Origin of the sequence: Marinifilum caeruleilacunae, assembly GCF_013141825.1 — a bacterium.
Taxonomy (GTDB): Bacteria; Bacteroidota; Bacteroidia; order Bacteroidales; family Marinifilaceae; genus Marinifilum; species Marinifilum caeruleilacunae.
Window position 1 is genome coordinate 1 of the sequence record NZ_RZNH01000055.1, and the last position, 17,464, is coordinate 17,464.

General features: G+C 37.5%; 19 protein-coding genes. 8 read left to right on the forward strand and 11 right to left on the reverse strand.

The annotated features are described in order from the left end of the window. The first annotated feature begins 181 nt into the window (after nucleotides 1–181). A complete protein-coding gene (locus ELS83_RS20520; protein WP_171597424.1) occupies nucleotides 182–562 on the forward strand; it encodes a DUF302 domain-containing protein in 381 nt (126 codons plus the stop codon). A 250-nt stretch (nucleotides 563–812) separates the two neighbouring features. Further along, on the forward strand, nucleotides 813–1,373 hold the full coding sequence (locus ELS83_RS20525; RefSeq protein ID WP_171597425.1) for a helix-turn-helix domain-containing protein: 561 nt from the start codon (nucleotides 813–815) through the stop codon (nucleotides 1,371–1,373). Here the strand turns inward: ELS83_RS20525 and ELS83_RS20530 are convergent. Further along, entirely contained in the window at nucleotides 1,370–2,032 is a 663-nt protein-coding gene (locus tag ELS83_RS20530) for a hypothetical protein (RefSeq protein WP_216616729.1), read from the reverse strand. The two genes, ELS83_RS20525 and ELS83_RS20530, sit on opposite strands and share 4 nt — an antisense overlap. Nucleotides 2,033–2,240: 208 nt before the next feature. Between ELS83_RS20530 and ELS83_RS20535 the strand changes: the two genes are divergently transcribed. The 3 genes from ELS83_RS20535 to ELS83_RS20545 all read left to right on the forward strand — a co-directional run bounded on the left by ELS83_RS20535 (nucleotide 2,241) and on the right by ELS83_RS20545 (nucleotide 6,116). After that, nucleotides 2,241–3,422 carry a winged helix-turn-helix domain-containing protein gene (locus ELS83_RS20535; RefSeq protein ID WP_171597426.1) on the forward strand — a complete coding sequence of 394 codons (1,182 nt, stop codon included), beginning with the start codon at nucleotides 2,241–2,243 and terminating at the stop codon, nucleotides 3,420–3,422. A gap of 83 nt (nucleotides 3,423–3,505) precedes the next feature. Further along, nucleotides 3,506–5,359, forward strand: coding sequence for an ATP-binding protein (locus tag ELS83_RS22610; protein WP_171597427.1), 1,854 nt, complete (start codon nucleotides 3,506–3,508; stop codon nucleotides 5,357–5,359). Nucleotides 5,360–5,507: 148 nt separating this feature from the next. Further along, nucleotides 5,508–6,116: a phosphoadenosine phosphosulfate reductase domain-containing protein gene (locus ELS83_RS20545; RefSeq protein ID WP_171597428.1), complete on the forward strand. Its 609-nt coding sequence runs from the start codon at nucleotides 5,508–5,510 to the stop codon at nucleotides 6,114–6,116. A gap of 74 nt (nucleotides 6,117–6,190) precedes the next feature. On the opposite strand, the gene ELS83_RS20550 is transcribed toward ELS83_RS20545, so the two are convergent. Continuing rightward, the gene (locus tag ELS83_RS20550; protein WP_171597429.1) at nucleotides 6,191–7,417 is read right to left on the reverse strand and encodes a hypothetical protein; all 1,227 of its coding nucleotides are present in this window, start codon (nucleotides 7,415–7,417) and stop codon (nucleotides 6,191–6,193) included. Between the two features lie 247 nt (nucleotides 7,418–7,664). Between ELS83_RS20550 and ELS83_RS20555 the strand changes: the two genes are divergently transcribed. Beyond that, nucleotides 7,665–8,609, forward strand: coding sequence for an NAD(P)-dependent oxidoreductase (locus ELS83_RS20555; RefSeq protein ID WP_171597430.1), 945 nt, complete (start codon nucleotides 7,665–7,667; stop codon nucleotides 8,607–8,609). A gap of 58 nt (nucleotides 8,610–8,667) precedes the next feature. Here the strand turns inward: ELS83_RS20555 and ELS83_RS20560 are convergent, their stop codons facing one another. Next, on the reverse strand, nucleotides 8,668–9,363 hold the full coding sequence (locus ELS83_RS20560; RefSeq protein ID WP_171597431.1) for a TapB family protein: 696 nt from the start codon (nucleotides 9,361–9,363) through the stop codon (nucleotides 8,668–8,670). 240 nt (nucleotides 9,364–9,603) lie between these two features. On the opposite strand from ELS83_RS20560, the gene ELS83_RS20565 reads away from it, so the two are divergent. Further along, nucleotides 9,604–10,035, forward strand: coding sequence for a globin domain-containing protein (locus ELS83_RS20565; RefSeq protein WP_171597432.1), 432 nt, complete (start codon nucleotides 9,604–9,606; stop codon nucleotides 10,033–10,035). A 45-nt stretch (nucleotides 10,036–10,080) separates the two neighbouring features. Here ELS83_RS20565 and ELS83_RS20570 read toward each other — a convergent pair whose 3' ends face one another. The 6 genes from ELS83_RS20570 to ELS83_RS20595 form a co-directional block, all read right to left on the reverse strand. Then, entirely contained in the window at nucleotides 10,081–10,305 is a 225-nt protein-coding gene (locus tag ELS83_RS20570) for a TM2 domain-containing protein (protein ID WP_171597433.1), read from the reverse strand. A 130-nt stretch (nucleotides 10,306–10,435) separates the two neighbouring features. Continuing rightward, a complete protein-coding gene (gene queA / locus ELS83_RS20575) occupies nucleotides 10,436–11,485 on the reverse strand; it encodes a tRNA preQ1(34) S-adenosylmethionine ribosyltransferase-isomerase QueA (RefSeq protein ID WP_171597434.1) in 1,050 nt (349 codons plus the stop codon). 81 nt (nucleotides 11,486–11,566) lie between these two features. Further along, a complete protein-coding gene (truB, locus tag ELS83_RS20580) occupies nucleotides 11,567–12,271 on the reverse strand; it encodes a tRNA pseudouridine(55) synthase TruB (protein ID WP_171597435.1) in 705 nt (234 codons plus the stop codon). A 27-nt stretch (nucleotides 12,272–12,298) separates the two neighbouring features. After that, nucleotides 12,299–13,087 carry an undecaprenyl-diphosphate phosphatase gene (locus tag ELS83_RS20585; protein WP_171597436.1) on the reverse strand — a complete coding sequence of 263 codons (789 nt, stop codon included), beginning with the start codon at nucleotides 13,085–13,087 and terminating at the stop codon, nucleotides 12,299–12,301. Nucleotides 13,088–13,142: 55 nt separating this feature from the next. Then, complete coding sequence (locus ELS83_RS20590) at nucleotides 13,143–13,388, reverse strand: DUF3098 domain-containing protein (RefSeq protein ID WP_110362598.1); 246 nt, start codon at nucleotides 13,386–13,388, stop codon at nucleotides 13,143–13,145. 141 nt (nucleotides 13,389–13,529) lie between these two features. Then, the gene (locus ELS83_RS20595; protein WP_171597437.1) at nucleotides 13,530–14,402 is read right to left on the reverse strand and encodes a cell division protein FtsX; all 873 of its coding nucleotides are present in this window, start codon (nucleotides 14,400–14,402) and stop codon (nucleotides 13,530–13,532) included. Between the two features lie 226 nt (nucleotides 14,403–14,628). Here ELS83_RS20595 and ELS83_RS20600 point away from each other — a divergent pair, with 226 nt between their 5' ends. After that, nucleotides 14,629–16,101, forward strand: coding sequence for a lipopolysaccharide biosynthesis protein (locus tag ELS83_RS20600; RefSeq protein ID WP_171597438.1), 1,473 nt, complete (start codon nucleotides 14,629–14,631; stop codon nucleotides 16,099–16,101). On the opposite strand, the gene ELS83_RS20605 is transcribed toward ELS83_RS20600, so the two are convergent. After that, the gene (locus tag ELS83_RS20605; RefSeq protein WP_171597439.1) at nucleotides 16,098–16,979 is read right to left on the reverse strand and encodes a lysophospholipid acyltransferase family protein; all 882 of its coding nucleotides are present in this window, start codon (nucleotides 16,977–16,979) and stop codon (nucleotides 16,098–16,100) included. The genes ELS83_RS20600 and ELS83_RS20605 overlap by 4 nt on opposite strands. 80 nt (nucleotides 16,980–17,059) lie before the next feature. Next, nucleotides 17,060–17,449 carry an FAD synthase family protein gene (locus ELS83_RS20610; RefSeq protein WP_171597440.1) on the reverse strand — a complete coding sequence of 130 codons (390 nt, stop codon included), beginning with the start codon at nucleotides 17,447–17,449 and terminating at the stop codon, nucleotides 17,060–17,062. Nucleotides 17,450–17,464: the final 15 nt, after the last annotated feature.

Consider the following 17,464-nt stretch of genomic DNA (forward strand, 5'->3'; position numbering starts at 1 on the left):
CCTTTCCATTTTGCCAATATCTGGTGCTGAAAGTATCAATCTTACATTTCATTAAATCGATATTCACCTATCGTTTGTCGATTCTCATTAATCGTTTGTCGATATCGCTTGATATAATCCATTGATTTGTTCAAATTATGAACAGAGCGGATGAATTTATGTAAGTAAATGGAGGCGATTTATGACTTTATATGATGCAAGAATACTTGAAAAATCAATCGATATTGTAGAAGAGCGATTAAAAAAGCTTCTTAAGTTGAGTGGATATCATATTGTGTATGAAAGAAACATTGAGAAAAAACTGGAAAGAAGGGCCAATAAGAACAACAAGTATAGGGTGATCGGAGTCGATCCCTATTTTTCTTACGAACTCACCAGGATTGAAGAAAAGGTCGGACTTCTGCTGCCATTCAATATTTTATTACAGGAAATCAACGATCAGAAAGTGGAAGTATCCATCATCAATGTAGAGTTTACATTCTCCACTTTGGGCAACGCCCGCATTTTTGGCGTAGCAGCCGTTATTCAATCAGAATTAGATAAGATTATAAGTTCCCTCTAATAAGTTCATAATAACGAGAATGCCCCTATGTAAGTTGATTGCTTATATCAGGGGCATTTGCTATTTTTAAGAGAATTGCAGACTTATTTTGATTGCAACTAAAAGTAAGTTGTAAGTTGCCACATAATCAGCGAGTTATTACCTTGTGATTGTCTGTAAAAAAATGGAAGAATACTAAATGTCGTGTGAATGTCGTGTTCTTGTAGTTGGAAAGTTACCTTAATCGGTCTGACATTTGAAAAAAAACAAAATGAAAATGGAAACAGGAAAATTGATCAAAGAATTAAGGCTTAAAAAAGGCATGACTCAGGAAGATTTGGCCGAAAAAACAGAAGTAAGTGCCAGAACAATTCAACGCATCGAGAATGGAGAAGTAGATCCTCGTGCCTACACACTACAGATGATTGCCAAAGCGCTTGAAGTGGAATTTAGTTTGTTCGTTGAGAGTGATGAGGATCATAAGGAAGAATCACCGGTTTTGGATCATAAAAAATGGTTTGCATTTCTACATTTAAGTGGAATCATCCCTCTTATTTTTCCAACAGTGATTATTTGGAATCAGAAAAAAGACAAAAGCAAAGAAATGTCTACTCACTTTTATGCTGCATTAAGTATGCAGTTCTGCATTTGGATAATCAGCCTTATTGGTCTTTGGATTTATTGGAAAGTAAATCAACCCATACCTGTGATTATCGGTTTATTGCTTGGAGCATTAGTAGCCGTTATGAATGCAGCCATGGTTATTTCTGACAAAGACTTTATCAACCCATTTATTAAGAGCGAAGCTCAGAAAACTAAAATTAGCGATTAAGAATTGCTGTCCAAAGCTTCCTGTGTTTTGCCAAAACAGGTTCTTACAAAGAACAAAAACCAGCTTACGATCCCGAATAGTTTGAAACCATCTTCCAACAGGAAAATATAGTTCTCTTCCATCAGGAATACATCTGAAAAAATGGAAAGACTGAAGAATCCTAAGGCAAAATACAATAGCACATAATCTGCCTTCAAAATATCATGTTTAAATTTTACCAGGTAAATAAAAATTATGAAAATATAAACCAGGTAAACTGTTGTTTCAGTCAGGAAAAGGTATTTGGGGAAGATAATTTCATGAAGTAAAAACAAATCATCTAAAAGCAAGAGTAATGAGATCATACCAGAGAAAAGCAAGAATTTTAGGGACTCGCTTCTCTTGCTTTTCCATTGAATTGCAGCGCTAAAAAAACAAATGGCAGCAGTTGAACACCAAAATAAAATACCAATATTTGATAAGATACCCGTGAATGGATGCCCATTTAGTATTTGTGTTGGGTCGCGTGTGAATTTCGAGACCGGAATATGAAAGTATTCACTGATTGCGGCAACAGATGCAAGCAATGCCAATAACAATAAATAGCTTAGACCCAGAACGGGGCTTATTTTTTTGATTTGATGGATTGATTCCTGAACCAGAGAGATAATTAGCTTCATATTTTACATTTAGGTGTTATATCTAAAATAATTAATCAGAGTGTTTTACACAAATTTTATTATGAGATTACATTTTTATAAAAATGATCATGTGAATGTTTATTTTTTTTATGACTGAACTATTAATTTTGGCAAATGCTTAGCATTTAGATCTTCGATAAACCGATAAAATATTAGTACATTTCATCAGAAATTAAGGAATCAAAAAATGTCGGGAATCAAAGAGTCACTTTCCAAACAAGAAGCCAGAAAACTGGTTTTGTTATCGCAGAAATTGCCACCTGTAAATCAAAATATGGGTGCTTTACAGAACACCTTATCGGCCATCCAACATCTTGGATACATCCAAATCGATACCATTTCGGTTGTTCAAAGGGCGCATCATCATACTTTATGGTCGCGAAATCCTCGATACCAGGTAGATCATATTGATCGATTGGTAGCCGATAAAAAAGTGTTTGAATATTGGTCGCATGCCGCAGCCTATTTGCCAATGCGCGATTTTCGCTACAGTTTGGTTCGTAAGCATGCCATAGCAAGTGGCAAACAAAACCATTGGTACGAACGCGATGAAAAGTTGATGAAATCCGTTATGGAGAGAATTCGTATCGAAGGACCATTAATGGCAAAAGATTTCGAAAACACCGATAAGAAGAGAATGGATTGGTCGAGTAAACCGGCCAAAAGAGCCTTGGAGAACCTTTTTATGCAAGGCGATTTGATGATTTCCAGCCGACAAAACTTCCATAAGGTTTACGATCTTACTGAAAGGGTGATTGACGATTCTGTTGATACAAGCATGCCCAGCGAAGAAGAATACATTCGACACCTGATTATTCGATTTTTGCAGGCTCACGGAATTGGGCAGGCGGCCGAAATGGCCTATTTACTAAAGAATACCAAAAGCAGGCTAGACAAATACCTGCAAGAAATGCAGGAAAATAAAGAACTGATCAGCCTAAGTGTAGGCGACCAAAACTATTATGCTTTAGCGGATTCTCTTGAACTTCTGAATCGACCATTATCGCGTTCTAAGTGCAAAATTCTTTCTCCTTTCGATAATTTGGTGATTCAGCGAAAGCGACTCAAAAACCTATTTGATTTTGATTACCAGATAGAATGCTATGTTCCCGAAGCAAAAAGACAATATGGTTATTTTTCCTTACCAATACTTTGGAATGGAGAAATGTTGGCAAGGGTAGATTGTAAAGCCGAGAGAAAGAAATCGATATTGCACATCAATCATCTTGCTTTGGAACCAAAGCTTCGAAATTCAGAAAAATTTACGCAGTCATTTAACAAAGAACTACATGCTTTTATGAAGTTTAATGAGTGCGAACATCTTCAGGTTCATAAAGTTTCACCTTCATATTTTAAAATTCAATTCTAAATAGGAGTTCATAAGTCTGATTTTTTTGTTAACTTAAAGCTAGTATTTGAAGAAGCATAAAAACAATTCTCAAATTTAGCCCCGTGAGTAGGATAGATCTTAAGAATATGATCACCGAGAAAATGAGTTATCATCCAATAACTCTGTCTTTTCCTAACGAAATTGAATCTGATTTTAGAAAAACTTATTTTCAAAATTCCATTGTGCAGGTTCGTGTTGCATTGGTATTGGTTATGATATTGTATGGAGTTTTTGGCTTTTTAGATTTTCTGATGTTCCCCGAATATGCCGAAACTTTCATTAAACTTCGGTTTTTCATGGTGATTCCATTTATCTCCCTGATTTTTTTATTGAGTTTTCTGAAAGTTTTTAGTAAAATCTGGCAGTTCCTGCTTTCCCTTGCCTATGTGGTTGGCGGATTGGGAATCATTACCATGACCCAGTTCGAACCCGAATTTAACGAATACTATGCCGGCTTGATTCTTATTTTCTTTTCGGGCTATTTGTTTGTGAAAATCCGTTTTTTCTGGGCTACAGGGGCAGGATGGCTCATTTTGCTGATATACAATCTAATTGCCAATTTTTTAATTGATACATCCAGTGCAGTTATCATTAGCAATAATTTCTTTTTTGTGAGTGCCAATTTAATCGGAATGTTTGCTGCCTACTATATGGAGTTGCAAAGCAGGAAAAATTTCTTTTTGAACCAGAAGTTGGATGAAGAAAAGATCTTAATCGAAAATCTGAATAAAAATCTGGAAAAGAAAGTAGAAGAACGCTCCATTGAACTGATACGTGAAAAAAACCACACCGAGGCCATTAATGCGAATATTTCGGCCATTATAGAAGGTACACAGGATGGAATCTGGGCCATAAACACCAAAAATGAAATATTATACCTAAACCAGGTGTTTAAAGAAAGGTTCTATAAGGTATTTGGTGTTTACCTGGAAGAAGGACTTTGTATTGTTGATTTTCTTCCCGAGTCGATTCGAAAAACCTGGGAGATGCGTTATGAAAGAGTTCTCAGGAACGAACAGTTCAGAATCGAAGATGAAATCATGATTGGCGAAGAATTGACCTATCTGCAATTCAAGTTTAATCCGATCGTAAAGAAAGGCAAGGTTGTTGGAGCTTCCTGTTTTGCCAGTAATATTACATACCGAAAACTGGCCGAGCTGGAAATTGTAAAAGCCAAGGAAAGGGCAGAGGAGAGCGATCGGCTTAAATCGGCTTTTTTGGCCAATATGAGTCACGAAATCAGGACGCCAATGAATGGTATTCTCGGTTTTGCTGGCCTGTTAAAAGAGCCTGATTTATCGGGCGATAAGCAAAATGAATACATTGAAATTATAGAGGAAAGTGGCAACAGGATGCTCAATATTATCAACGATATTGTTGATATTTCGAAAATTGAAGCCGGATTGGTAGAGCTGAAAATTGAAAGGACAAATGTGAACGACTTGCTGGAACACATACACTCTTTCTTTTTGCCTGAGGCCAGAAGTAAGGGCTTGCAAATTAAATTGTTAAATCAGGATGTGGCAGCGCCAATCATTATTGATACCGACAAAGAGAAATTGTATGCCATACTTTCAAACCTGGTGAAAAATGCCATAAAATACACGGTGGAAGGATCCATAGACCTGGCTTGTATTATGAATGGCGAAAAGCTTGAGTTTTTCGTAAAAGATACAGGGATTGGCATTCCTGAATCGAAACAAGAGAAAATTTTCGAACGCTTTATGCAAGCCGATGTTTCAACCACCAGGCAACACGAAGGTGCGGGATTGGGATTATCCATTGCAAGAGCCTTTGTGCATATGCTGCAAGGCGAAATTCATTTGGAAAGTAAACCTGGTATAGGATCTGTTTTCTCTTTCTCCATTCCCATAAAGGAGGTGAAAAAGCAAGAAGAAATCTTAGCTGATACCTGAATCATCCATTTGATTTAGAGTTTGTCTTTTGTCAATCGCACATTTCATTTCCTGATTGATTCTTTCGATTAAAAAGGCCGATGAAGCATATTTTTTTATAATTTCGTCGGTACAAATCAGAAAAATAAACGATTAAATAAGCATAAAAATGGATATTAAAGCACTTAATGAGGAGTTGAGAGGAAAAACTCCAAAGGAGATTATTGAATGGGCAATTGGCTATGGTAAAAAATCTGTGGTTACAACCAACTTCAGACCATACGAAGCAGTGATTCTACATGCTTGTGCAGATGTGAAAAAGGACATTCCTGTAATTTGGTGCGATTCGGGTTACAATACCTCTAACACCTATCGTCATGCTGAAGCAACCATCAAGCAATTGGATTTGAACGTGAAATTGTACGTTCCAAAGCAAACAGCAGCGCATCGCGATGTGGTAATGGGTATTCCTGATATTGAGGATCCAAAACACAAAGAATTTACCGAGCAGGTGAAACTGGAGCCATTCCGCAGAGCAATGGATGAGCACAAACCAGATGTTTGGTTCACAAACCTTAGAAAAGGTCAAACTGCTTTCCGCGATTCTATCGATATCCTTTCGCTTGCAGCCGACGGAATGTTAAAAGTTAGTCCGTTTTACGACTGGAGCGATGAGCAAATGGACAAGTATCTTGAAGAACACAATTTGGGAATCGAAACCAAATATTTTGACCCTACAAAAGTACTTGGAAACCGCGAATGTGGCTTGCACGGGTAATTTATAGCAAAAAAAGCTCTTAAGCTTACAAAATATTGAAGCGCTCTTGGTTGAATTATCAGCTAAGGGCGTTTTTACATTTCTATTATTGCTTCCTGTTTAAACTCCTCCAATTTCCTCTCAAAAAGAGTCGAAAACCCTTTTAATTCCGATTTGTGTTTCTCTGCAAAGGAAAATTTAAAGGGCGAATGCTGTTCGCATAAGGCTTTAAATTCCGGGCTAAAATCTTTTGGATTGGAAACCACACAGGAGCCAAACAGCAGGCCAAAACTTCTTTTAATCAAGCCCTGAAATGCAATTTCGTTCGGGTAAATTTTTTCGATGGTGGCCTGCACCTCTTTTCCAAGATGATAAGTTTTGCATAGCATTCGATCCAGGTATTGTGAATGCAGGTTTCTCGAAAAACAGGTAAAAACACCTTCGTATAAATCATCCCTGGCATCCTGCAAATCGTCTAAAACCTGAAGGTAAGCACCATACTCATACAAAAACTGCAATTGATCCATGTTTAAACTTCCGGCAATTAAATAGCCATCGGCAATTACCGAAGTGGCTCCTTTTGTAACCGCAATTTCGAAACATTCCAGCTCATTTAGCACCTGTTTTGCGCTGGTTAAAGCAATACTTTTGGTTTGGGCATGGTGTATGTCTAAAAGGCTTTCGTATACCTTCGGATATCGGTTTCGATCATATTCCTGCTCAATCATAGCCACCAAATCGTAAATTTTTTGTTCGCTTTCGCTGATTGCAATCACCTCTTCACCCGCCAATCGAGACTCGAAACGATTGGAAAACTCAATTTTTTCAAGTTGTGATATCCTCCGGGAATCGATAAAATTATCGGTATACGGATAGAGCAAACTGTAAGCTAAAGTAGATGATGTAGTTTGCACAGGATAACCAAACAAGGATTGCAAACCAAATACAATCCACTGGTTTCGCAAAGCCTGGAAAAGCTCTTCGCTGCCCAGTTCTGAATCGAATTGCAGGGCTTTCCTGATAAAATCTTTGGTGGCCTCAATCATATCATCCGAAAAAATCAATTGTAATTGATCTTTTGTATACGACAATTCATCTCTGAAAAAGGATTTGCATTTGTTAAGCAGTATCCCATTTTCGTTGATTTCACCTTCGCTATATGATCGGGCAAAATTCAGGAAGCGCTCACATTTCATTTCCCAGATAAATTTTTCGATACTTGAAAATTTCTTTTTGTTTTTCGGAAAATCTTCCGAACAGTTCATCCATTTATGGGTAATCTGGTTCAGAAAATCATTGTATGTTTTGCTGTGGTCAATCATATGATAGTGGGTTGATTTACTGATACAAATTCAGAAAAAAAACCGAAGCATGAAATTTAAATCGGTCAATGCCGGATATTACCTGCTAAATGGAGTTTTTGCACAGCTTAGGCGCGATATGCTTCCAAATATCATTGATTCTGAATAATGAAATCTTTACTTTAGCAGTCGAGAGTTTGGAAAGTCTGGAAAGAGTCTTACAAAGTAAAATTGTAACCGTTTACTGATAATTGATATCTGTTTAAATATGAAATTCACAATACTTGAACCAATAGGAATGACCGCCTGTAAATACGGTCAGCTGAAAAAAGAATTCGAAGAACTGGGACACGAACTGGTCTTCTTTGGAGATCGAAACGAAGACGAGCAAGAGCTCATCAAAAGAGCAGAAGGAGCCGATGCCATTGTGGTGAGCAACATCCCGATTACGAAAAATTTTATTGATGCTTGTCCGAACCTTTCTATGATATCAGTTGCCTTCACGGGAGTTGATCATATCGATATGAAAGCTTGTGACGAAAGAAATATTCTGGTTTCGAATGCAGCAGGTTTTTCAACCGAATCGGTTGCCGAATTGGCCATTGGAATGATTTTATCGGTATACCGTAAAATTGTGGGTGGCGATGCCATGACTCGTTTTGGCGGCGATCGTGGCGGATTTTTAGGAACAGAACTAAATGGCAAAACCCTTGGGATTATTGGAGCTGGAGATATTGGCCTTAGAGTGGCTGAAATCGCAAAAGTTTTCAATTGTAAGGTTCTTGCCTACAGTCGAAGCGAAAAGAGCGTAGAAGGCGTTACATTCGTCGATAAGGAGATTTTATTGAAGGAATCGGATATTGTATCGCTTCATGTGCCTTTAACTGATGAAACAAAAGGCTTAATGGGAAAAGAGGAATTCAAGCTAATGAAAGCTGAAGCCATTTTAATCAATACAGCTCGCGGTCCGGTTGTCGATAGCGAAGCTTTATGCTGGGCTTTGGATGAGGCAGAAATTGCAGGTGCTGCAGTAGATGTTTACGAAAAAGAACCACCTTTGGATAAGGATCATATTTTGTTTACCGCTCCAAACCTGATTATGTTGCCACATATTGCTTATGCTACCAACGAATCTTTCGATAAGCGAATCGATATCGTGATGGAAAACATTAAGCTATGGTTGCAGGGCAAACCAAGAAATATCATGAACTAAAATATGCAAAACTTCAAGTTACAAGCGTACATCTTGTAACTTGAAGCTTGATTTATCCCTATTTTACAATCTTCACCAGTTGTGTGATTCCTGTCAATTTTCCTTTCTTATTGTAGGATTCACTTCTGATGGTGCCAATGTCTTTCGAAATCCACATTACATTGTGCATGGTCACGTTCACAAATCCTGTTTTACTCTGGATATCCTCCGAAAGTTTATAACATTTGAATGAACCGGCCGGCGTATCCATGTTTTCCCTGGCTTCTACCTTGCGGTTGGAAATGTTTGTGGTGAAACTCATGTTCATCATGCCACCTTCTATGGAAACTGTAATGGAGCCATCTTTTAATTTTTGTCCCGGACTTAAATTGGCAGGATAGTTCAGGTCATCGGTTACAACTTTTACTTCCATATTCTGAAAAGCTTCCATCTGTTTATCGTTCATGTACTGATCCATATCGATATAAAATTCGTTGCCTTTGCAGCGGAAAGTAATGGTATCCTGCATCAGGATCTTATCATCTGATTTTCCATCCATTGTGGTCTGTAGCAAAGAATATATGGTTTCGTCGCCTTTGTTCTTTATCGATAATAACTTTTGCGTGTAAGCACCTAAAACTTTTCCTTTCTGATTGGTCATTTCGTAGTGCAACTCGGTTCCAACTGTGTTTGGAATGTAAATGGTACATTCCTGGGCAATGCTGTATTCGTTTGTGAATAAAAGAATTAGAATCAGATAGAATATCTTTTTCATGATAAAATTATTGTGGCCAAAAGCCAAGGTTTAAAGTGAGAAAATAAAAGTTGCCGGTTGGCAACCAAAGAGTTTGAGAGGTCCGTTTTCGGAATATTAAATTTAACAAATTATGTTTGGGCAGAAAAATAAATTTGATCGATACAAGACAAATTAAAGACTGCTTTGTCTTTTTTTAGCCAGAACCCACCTTTAATTCAAAAATCTTTGATACTTTTAAAAGTTAATCAAAATGTAAAGATGAAACTGGAAATAAAAGAATATCAATTCGGTGAAAGACCACAGGTAACCAGACCCAATCGTGAAATATTACAAGTATTGGGGGAAGAAGGAATCAGGAAATTGGTTGATGATCATTACAACCTTTTGCGAAAGAGTGAAATTGCTCCCTTATTTCCTACTGATGATAAAGAGTTTGAAGCGGCAAAAATACGTTCGTCCGATTTCTTTATCCAGATTTTGGGTGGACCGCAATATTTCAACCAGAATAGGGGAGAACCCATGTTGGTGCGTCGACATCGTCCCTTTAAAATTACGGCCGAAGGAAGAAAAATATGGTTGGAATGTTACCAGAAATTACTTCCTGAACTAGGACTTTCGGAAGATTTACTGATGTCCTATTGGAATTACCTGAATGTATTTTCTACCTGGATGATCAATACCGAAGAATAAAAAAAAAGAGATCTTTAAAGATCTCTTTTTTGATATGATATAGTCTTAGTTTTTAATGTAGCGACCTTGTTTATCCTTAAAGCTTCCTACAGCAATAATGATAAAATCGATAATGGTCCAGATTCCAAAACCACCAAGAGTTATTAGCATTAAGATACCTGTACCAATTTTACCTGCATAAAAACGATGTACGCCTAATCCGCCTAAGAAAAAGCATAATAATAGCATCGCAACAAAGCTTTTGTCGCTTCTTTCTACAACAACTTCCATAACTTTAAATTAAAATTTGTTAAACAAACAGGCAATGTAATAAAAATTATATACGAACGTGTTAAGAAGACATAAAAAAAGCTGATGATTGAATAATCACCAGCTTTTCTATTTGAATATCTTTTCGGAATTACAAGATCAGCATTGCATCACCGTATGTTCCAAATCTGTATTTTTCCTTAATTGCTTCTTCGTAAGCAGCCATAACATTGTCGTAACCACCAAATGCACAAACCATCATCATAAGTGTAGATAAAGGCAAGTGGAAGTTGGTAATCATTCTGTTTGGCACATGGAATTCGTATGGAGGGAAAATAAATTTATTTGTCCATCCTTCGAAAGGCTTAAGCGTTCCCATGGTTGATACCGAACTTTCAAGTGTTCTCATTACTGTAGTACCAACAGCACAAACATTTTTCTTCTTCTTTTTCGCCAAGTTTACTTTCTCAACGGCTTCATCTTCGATAAAGATTTGCTCAGAATCCATTTTGTGCTTGGTTAAATCCTCAACATCAACTGTACGGAAATTACCCAAACCAACATGTAGAGTTACCTCTGCAAAATCGATTCCTTTAATCTCCAAACGCTTCATCAACTCACGGCTAAAGTGCATACCAGCAGTTGGAGCTGCCACTGCACCTTCGTGTTTTGCAAAAATGGTTTGGTAACGCTCTGCATCTTCTGGTTCAACCGAACGGTCAATGAATTTTGGAAGTGGAGTTTCTCCTAATCCGAAAAGCGTTTGCTTGAATTCATCGTATGGTCCGTCGTACAAGAAACGAAGTGTTCTACCTCTGGATGTAGTATTATCGATTACCTCGGCAACCAACAAATCGTCTTCGCCAAAATATAATTTGTTACCAATTCTGATCTTACGAGCAGGATCAACCAAAACATCCCAAAGTCTTTGTTCGCGATTTAATTCGCGCAATAAGAATACTTCAATTTCTGCACCTGTTTTCTCTTTGTTACCATACAAACGAGCAGGGAATACTTTGGTATTGTTGAACACCATCACATCTTCATCATCGAAATATTCGATCAAATCTTTAAAGATCTTGTGCTCAATTTTACCTGTATCTTTGTGAAGTACCATTAAACGAGACTCATCTCTGTTATAGGCTGGATGTAAAGCAATAAGTTCTGTAGGTAATTTATACTTAAACTTAGATAACTTCATAAGGCTGACTGACTTTTAAAATATATTTTTTGTTATTGGAAAATGCGAAGCATTCCCTTTTACGAAAAAGTTGCAAGATAGTTATAAATTTTCTAAGAATTTTATAAAATCTTCAATTTCAATTGCATCGTCGATTTTGAAATCGCCGATTTGAGTACGTTGCAGAGCTGTTAGGTGAGCACCGCTGTTTAAAGCCTGACCAATGTCGCGTGCTAAAGCTCTGATATAGGTTCCTTTACTGCAAACCACTCTAATTTTCAGAACATTTCCTTCAAATTCAAGAACTTCGATTTCATCGATCACCAAAGTTTTCTTCTTAATTTCGACTTCCTGACCTTTCCTGGCATACTCGTAGGCACGTTTTCCGTTTACCTTTACGGCCGAATAGTCGGGTGGACGCTGCTCAATGCTTCCAATAAAACCTTTCAAACATTCATCAATCAGCTCCCGAGTAATGTGTTCTGTAGGATATTCCTGGTCGATCTCTGTTTCCAAATCGAAGGATGGAGTGCTTGCTCCCAATTGCAAAGTAGCAATGTATTCTTTTACCTGAGACTGGTAAGTATCAATCTTTTTGGTGTACTTGCCAACACAAACAATCATCAAGCCAGTGGCCAGAGGATCTAAAGTTCCTGCATGACCCACCTTAATTTTTTTCACGCGAAGCTTGTGCTTGATTTTGAACTTGATCTTGTTCACCAAATCAAACGAGGTCCACTCATAAGGTTTATTCAGCAGAATAAAAGCACCTTGTTGAAAGTCATTATCGGTTTCGAATCGAATCATTAGCTAAGCAATTTGCCATTTTTACAATTAGGCTGCAAAAATAGCAATTACTCCGATAATCAGGCAATAAATAGCAAAATAGATTAGTTTTCCTTTCTTTACCAGCTTAATCATCCAGCTACAGGCGAGTAATCCGGAAAGGAAAGCGGCAATAAATCCAACAATTAGCGGGGTAATTTCGACTTTGCCATGTGCAGTCATTTCGCCACTTGCCAAACTTAAAATGTTTTCACCGATAATTGGAACCAAAACCATCAGGAATGAAAATTTTGCCACATCGGCTTTTTTATTTCCCAATAGCAAACCAGTTGCAATGGTTGCTCCCGAGCGCGAAATTCCAGGTAAAATGGCAAAGGTTTGTGCCAAACCAATAATCAAAGCATCTTTAAACGATATCTCTTTGTCCTTTTGTTTTGCGTAATAGGTAAATCCAAGTAAAGTGGCAGTAACCAGTAGCATACAACCTACCAATAACAATATTCCATTGTTGTCGAAAAGGGCTGCTACTTCATCTTTAAAAAATACACCTACAATCCCGATCGGAATCATCGAAACCGCAATTTTAAAAAGGTATTGGGTAGATTCATTCCACTGGAAAAGAAAAATATCCTTAAACAGGGCCAGAATGTCTTTTCTGAAAACAATGATGGTGCTTAAAACTGTTGCACCGTGAACAATAACAGTAAAAGCCAGGTTGTTTTCGGCATCAACACCCAAAAGTGCTTTCCCAAGTTCAAGGTGTCCGCTGCTACTAACAGGCAAAAATTCAGTAAGTCCCTGGAGTATTCCAAGAATTAAGGCTTCAATCCAATTCATAAAAATAAGTAGTATGTTTTTCCGATATATAGCTCGGAGTCAGATAGGTAATACGCTATTTGTCTTCTTTTGGTTTCTTCATAATCGCATAAATTTCGAATGCGAAACCAAAAAGAACTACCAATGGTGCCAGCGTAATTCTTCTAAAGCTAAAAATGCTTTCATCGAATACGTTAGGATCGTCAGATCCTCCACCCATCATTAGCAGGAATCCAATAATGATAATTACAAATCCGATTAGAAGTAGTTTATAATTTTCTTTGCCAAGAGCAAAACCTGGTTTGTTATCTTGTTTGTTCATTTTTCCAAAATTTATCCTTGTTGGGAAATCAATGCCAAATTTACAAAATATTAATGCCTAAAATACCGAAAGTGCTTAAAATTATGACTGAAGTTTTATATTCAATAAAAAAACACTTATAAACGAGTTGATAATGAGTTGTTAATATAAGGATCTGGATTCGAGTCTTAAATATTTATTTACAGCAAAGAGGGTCGAAATCCAGGTAATGAATAATCCCATTAGAATGATTAACAAAAACAAGATGCCAACCAATTCTGCCTGGTCAAAAGTGATAACCTGGCGAAGTTCTTTTTGCGACCAGTAAATTACACCGGAAAGCATGGCATTTGCAATGAGCGCGCCTAAAAATCCGTGAAGAAATCCGGTTCCCATAAAGGGTTTTCGAATAAAGCTGCGTGTTGCACCCACCAACTGCATGGTGTTAATGATGAATCGTTGCGAGTAAATCGAAAGTCGGATGGTATTGTTTATCAGTGTAAACGAGATAATAAATAAGATGGCACTAAAGCCCAGTAAGATGAAACTAATGCGCTTTACATTGTCGTTTACCAAATGCACCAATGATTTCTGATAATAAACCTCTTGTACCTGTGAATACCTGTTAAAGTCTTTTTCGATAACTGCAATACTATCTGGGTTGGCATATTCGGCATAGAGTTTTACATCGATGGTTGCCTGCAGCGGATTGTATCCCAAAAAGGAGATAAAATCTTCACCCAATTCTTCCTGCAATTCTTTAGCAGCGGTTTCCCGATCGACAAATTCGGTTGCTTTAACATATTCGGTTGCATCAAGGGTTTTTTGCAAGCGCCTGATCTCAACCTCTTTTGCATTGTCCTTAAGAATGATGGAAACACCAATATTTTCCTTCACATAATTGGAAAGCTGGTTTGCATTTAAAATTAACAAACCCATGAGTCCCAACATGAACAGAACTAGTGAAATACTGATAACTGAAGTAATATATGAGGATCGCAATCTGCGTTTTGTGCCTTTTTCTTTTTGTGCCATATAGTAGCTTGTTTTAAACCGATTTGTATCAATCATGAATTGGTCACTTGCGAAAATACAATTTTTTGATGAAAAGCTTCGAGTATCAACTTGCAAGTTTTGTGTTAAAAGATAAGATTGATTGATAGTAATGATTTTACTCCATCACAAAATTGCAAAATCACACATTCACTGATGTTTTTTTGTTAAATTTGCTTTTGTATTATCAGCAAGAGAGAAAATCACATTGGGAATTATTCGACAACAAACCATTAAGGGAAGCTTCGTTTCATATATCGGGGCTATTTTGGGTTTTATCAATACCGGGATTTTGTATCCCAATTTTTTTGCGACCGACCAGATTGGTTTAATTACATGGTTAGGTGCAATTACAACTGTAGCAGCTCAGTTTTCAACCCTCGGTTTTAACAATGTTACGGCACGCCTATTTCCCTATTTCCGAAACGAGAATGTAAACCACAATGGCTATTTGTTTATCCTGTTTTGGGTGGGAATGCTTGGTTTTAGCTTATCGCTGATTGCTTATTTTGTGCTGCAACCTGTAGCGGTAAATGTCTATCAGGACGAAACGCCGCTCTATTTGAATTACCTGGTTTACCTCATTCCCCTGGTGTTTTTTACCTTGTTCTACAATTTGTTTGAGGGATACAACAGGGTGATGTATGATGCCGTTTCGGGAACCTTTTTCAGAGACATTGTTTTTAAAGTTCTGAACCTTACCTTTTTGATTCTTTATTCGGTGAAGGTGATTGATTTTTCTCAATTCATTCTTTTGTATGTTTTGGCCTATTGCTCGCCAACGGTTTTCCTCTTTGTTTTACTTTGGGTACGCGGACAAATTTCCTTTGCCTCAAACCTAAAGTTTGTAACGCCCGAATTGCGAAAATCAATGACAAGTGTTTCTCTTTTTGGAGTTTTGAATGGCTTAAGCGATAAGTTGGCCAATCAGATTGACAGGATCATGATTGTGAGTTATATCGGCTTAGGGCCTACAGGAATTTTTGGCACCATGACCAATTTTGGATCACTGGTTTCCATGCCTTCCCGATCGCTCAAAAAAATAGCAAGCACTGTAATTGCCGAATCCTGGAAAAATAACGACTTAAAAACCATCAACCAGATCTATTCTCAAAGTGGTTTGCATCAGTTCATGTTGGGATGTCTGCTCTTTATTGGAATTTGGATCAATATCGATAACATTTTCGAAATTGTACCCGATCAATTTACTGATGGGAAATACGTGGTGTTTTTTATCGGCCTTGGGCATGTTGTTCAAATGCTGTCGGGGGTGAGTGGTGTGGTGATACAATCGTCGCCCTACTATAGAATGCAGACGGTTTTTATGGTGATGTATGGCTTATTGGTGATCATTACCAATGCCATCATGATTCCCATTTGGGGAATTACCGGAGCTGCCGTGGCTTCTCTTAGCGCAACCTTCGTTTTTAACCTGTCCAAATACCTGTTTTTGTTGAAAAAATACCAGTTTCAACCCTTTAATTACCGTTACCTTTTGGTGGTGTTAATTTCGGCTTTGGCCTATTATTTGGGCACTTTATTGCCAAAAATAGACTGGTTTGTTTTCGATATTGCCATCCGATCGGCTTTGGTGGGCGGCGTATATGTTCTCTTGATGTTCGTATGTAAGATCTCGACAGAATTTAACCAGTTTGTGAAGAAAAAACTTGGAATTTTTTAGTGGCACACTTCGTGCTCCTGCTTTTTCAGTTTCCACCTTTTGTGGCTCCATAACCAGTATTCAGGCTTGTTTCTGATTTGCTCCTCAAGTATTTGGGTGTGCTTTTTGGTAATGCTTCCATATGCCGCTTCACGCGGATTTTCCTCAATAATCTTCAACTCTACATCATAGTATCCACGTTTTACCCTTTCGATGTAGAGAAAAACCACTGCATAATCGTAATCTACTGCATACTTTTCGGTGCCAAACATTACCGCAGTGTCCTGATTCAGAAACTTTGTCCAGAACAGGTTTTTCTTCTTGCGGTTTGGGCATTGATCGCTTCCAAAACCAACCAAAAAGGCTTTGTCCTTTTTGGCTTCTAAAAATGCCTTTGTTTCTCGTTTAGGAATCAATTGTAAACTCGATTTCCCTCTGGTTTCCCTGAATTTTTTATCGAAGAATTTATTTGATAATGGCTTGTAGATGGCGCTTGTTTTATGCTTTAACGAACCGCCCAGGGCCATTGCAACCATTTCCCAGTTGTTGTAGTGACCAAAGGCCAACACAATACTTTTCCTTTTTTTGTGAAGCTCATCTAACACTTCTGGATTGATAGCTCTGCAACGTTTTAGAGCTTCCTTTTCACTCATACTAAAGCATCGTATACTCTCTACAATAAAATCGCAAAAGAAACGATTAAAAGCACGTGCAATTCTTTTGTGCTCTTTTGCATCTTTTTCAGGAAATGAATTTCTGATGTTTTTTAAGATTAGCTTTTTGCGATATCGGATCACATAATGATTCAATACAAACAGAAAATCTGAAATGAAATACAAAACGCGCAGAGGCAAAAGCGAAAGTGGCTTTAAAAACAGGTAGTATAGAATTTGGGTCATGCTAAAGTAATTGGTGGTTCTAGCCACAAATATAACAGCAATCTGCAAAAAAAAAATTTGCGCGAGTATGTTCGAGAATCTTATTCCTTAATAATCTCAATTATCTCGGTAGTAGAAATGGATGGAGTTCTTTCGAGGTAAACCACTTCACAAATCTCTTTGAATTCATCAAATTTACCTTCCCAATCGTTCCCCATTACCAAAACATCCGCCTTGTGTTTTTTGATGTATTCACCTTTTAATTCCAGTGATTCTTCATCAAATACTTCATCAACAACCTTTAAGGCATGAATAATTTTCTTTCGATCTTCCTGATTGTAAATCGGATTCTTTTGCTTTTTGGAAAAGTTTAATGCATCGGTAGAAACACCAACAATAAGGTAATCGCCATACTCCCTGGCACGTTCTAAAATACGCAGGTGTCCAATGTGAAATAAATCGAATGTTCCGAATGTAATTACCTTTTTCATGTGAAATGATTTCAA

Bases quoted from the DNA above. Each gene is read 5' to 3' on its own strand.
- ELS83_RS20520 (WP_171597424.1), top strand. From the start codon at position 182: ATGACTTTATATGATGCAAGAATACTTGAAAAATCAATCGATATTGTA.
- ELS83_RS20525 (WP_171597425.1), top strand. From the start codon at position 813: ATGAAAATGGAAACAGGAAAATTGATCAAAGAATTAAGGCTTAAAAAA.
- ELS83_RS20530 (WP_216616729.1), bottom strand. From the start codon at position 2,032: ATGAAGCTAATTATCTCTCTGGTTCAGGAATCAATCCATCAAATCAAA.
- ELS83_RS20535 (WP_171597426.1), top strand. From the start codon at position 2,241: ATGTCGGGAATCAAAGAGTCACTTTCCAAACAAGAAGCCAGAAAACTG.
- ELS83_RS20545 (WP_171597428.1), top strand. From the start codon at position 5,508: ATGGATATTAAAGCACTTAATGAGGAGTTGAGAGGAAAAACTCCAAAG.
- ELS83_RS20550 (WP_171597429.1), bottom strand. From the start codon at position 7,417: ATGATTGACCACAGCAAAACATACAATGATTTTCTGAACCAGATTACC.
- ELS83_RS20555 (WP_171597430.1), top strand. From the start codon at position 7,665: ATGAAATTCACAATACTTGAACCAATAGGAATGACCGCCTGTAAATAC.
- ELS83_RS20560 (WP_171597431.1), bottom strand. From the start codon at position 9,363: ATGAAAAAGATATTCTATCTGATTCTAATTCTTTTATTCACAAACGAA.
- ELS83_RS20565 (WP_171597432.1), top strand. From the start codon at position 9,604: ATGAAACTGGAAATAAAAGAATATCAATTCGGTGAAAGACCACAGGTA.
- ELS83_RS20570 (WP_171597433.1), bottom strand. From the start codon at position 10,305: ATGGAAGTTGTTGTAGAAAGAAGCGACAAAAGCTTTGTTGCGATGCTA.
- queA (WP_171597434.1), bottom strand. From the start codon at position 11,485: ATGAAGTTATCTAAGTTTAAGTATAAATTACCTACAGAACTTATTGCT.
- truB (WP_171597435.1), bottom strand. From the start codon at position 12,271: ATGATTCGATTCGAAACCGATAATGACTTTCAACAAGGTGCTTTTATT.
- ELS83_RS20585 (WP_171597436.1), bottom strand. From the start codon at position 13,087: ATGAATTGGATTGAAGCCTTAATTCTTGGAATACTCCAGGGACTTACT.
- ELS83_RS20590 (WP_110362598.1), bottom strand. From the start codon at position 13,388: ATGAACAAACAAGATAACAAACCAGGTTTTGCTCTTGGCAAAGAAAAT.
- ELS83_RS20595 (WP_171597437.1), bottom strand. From the start codon at position 14,402: ATGGCACAAAAAGAAAAAGGCACAAAACGCAGATTGCGATCCTCATAT.
- ELS83_RS20605 (WP_171597439.1), bottom strand. From the start codon at position 16,979: ATGACCCAAATTCTATACTACCTGTTTTTAAAGCCACTTTCGCTTTTG.
- ELS83_RS20610 (WP_171597440.1), bottom strand. From the start codon at position 17,449: ATGAAAAAGGTAATTACATTCGGAACATTCGATTTATTTCACATTGGA.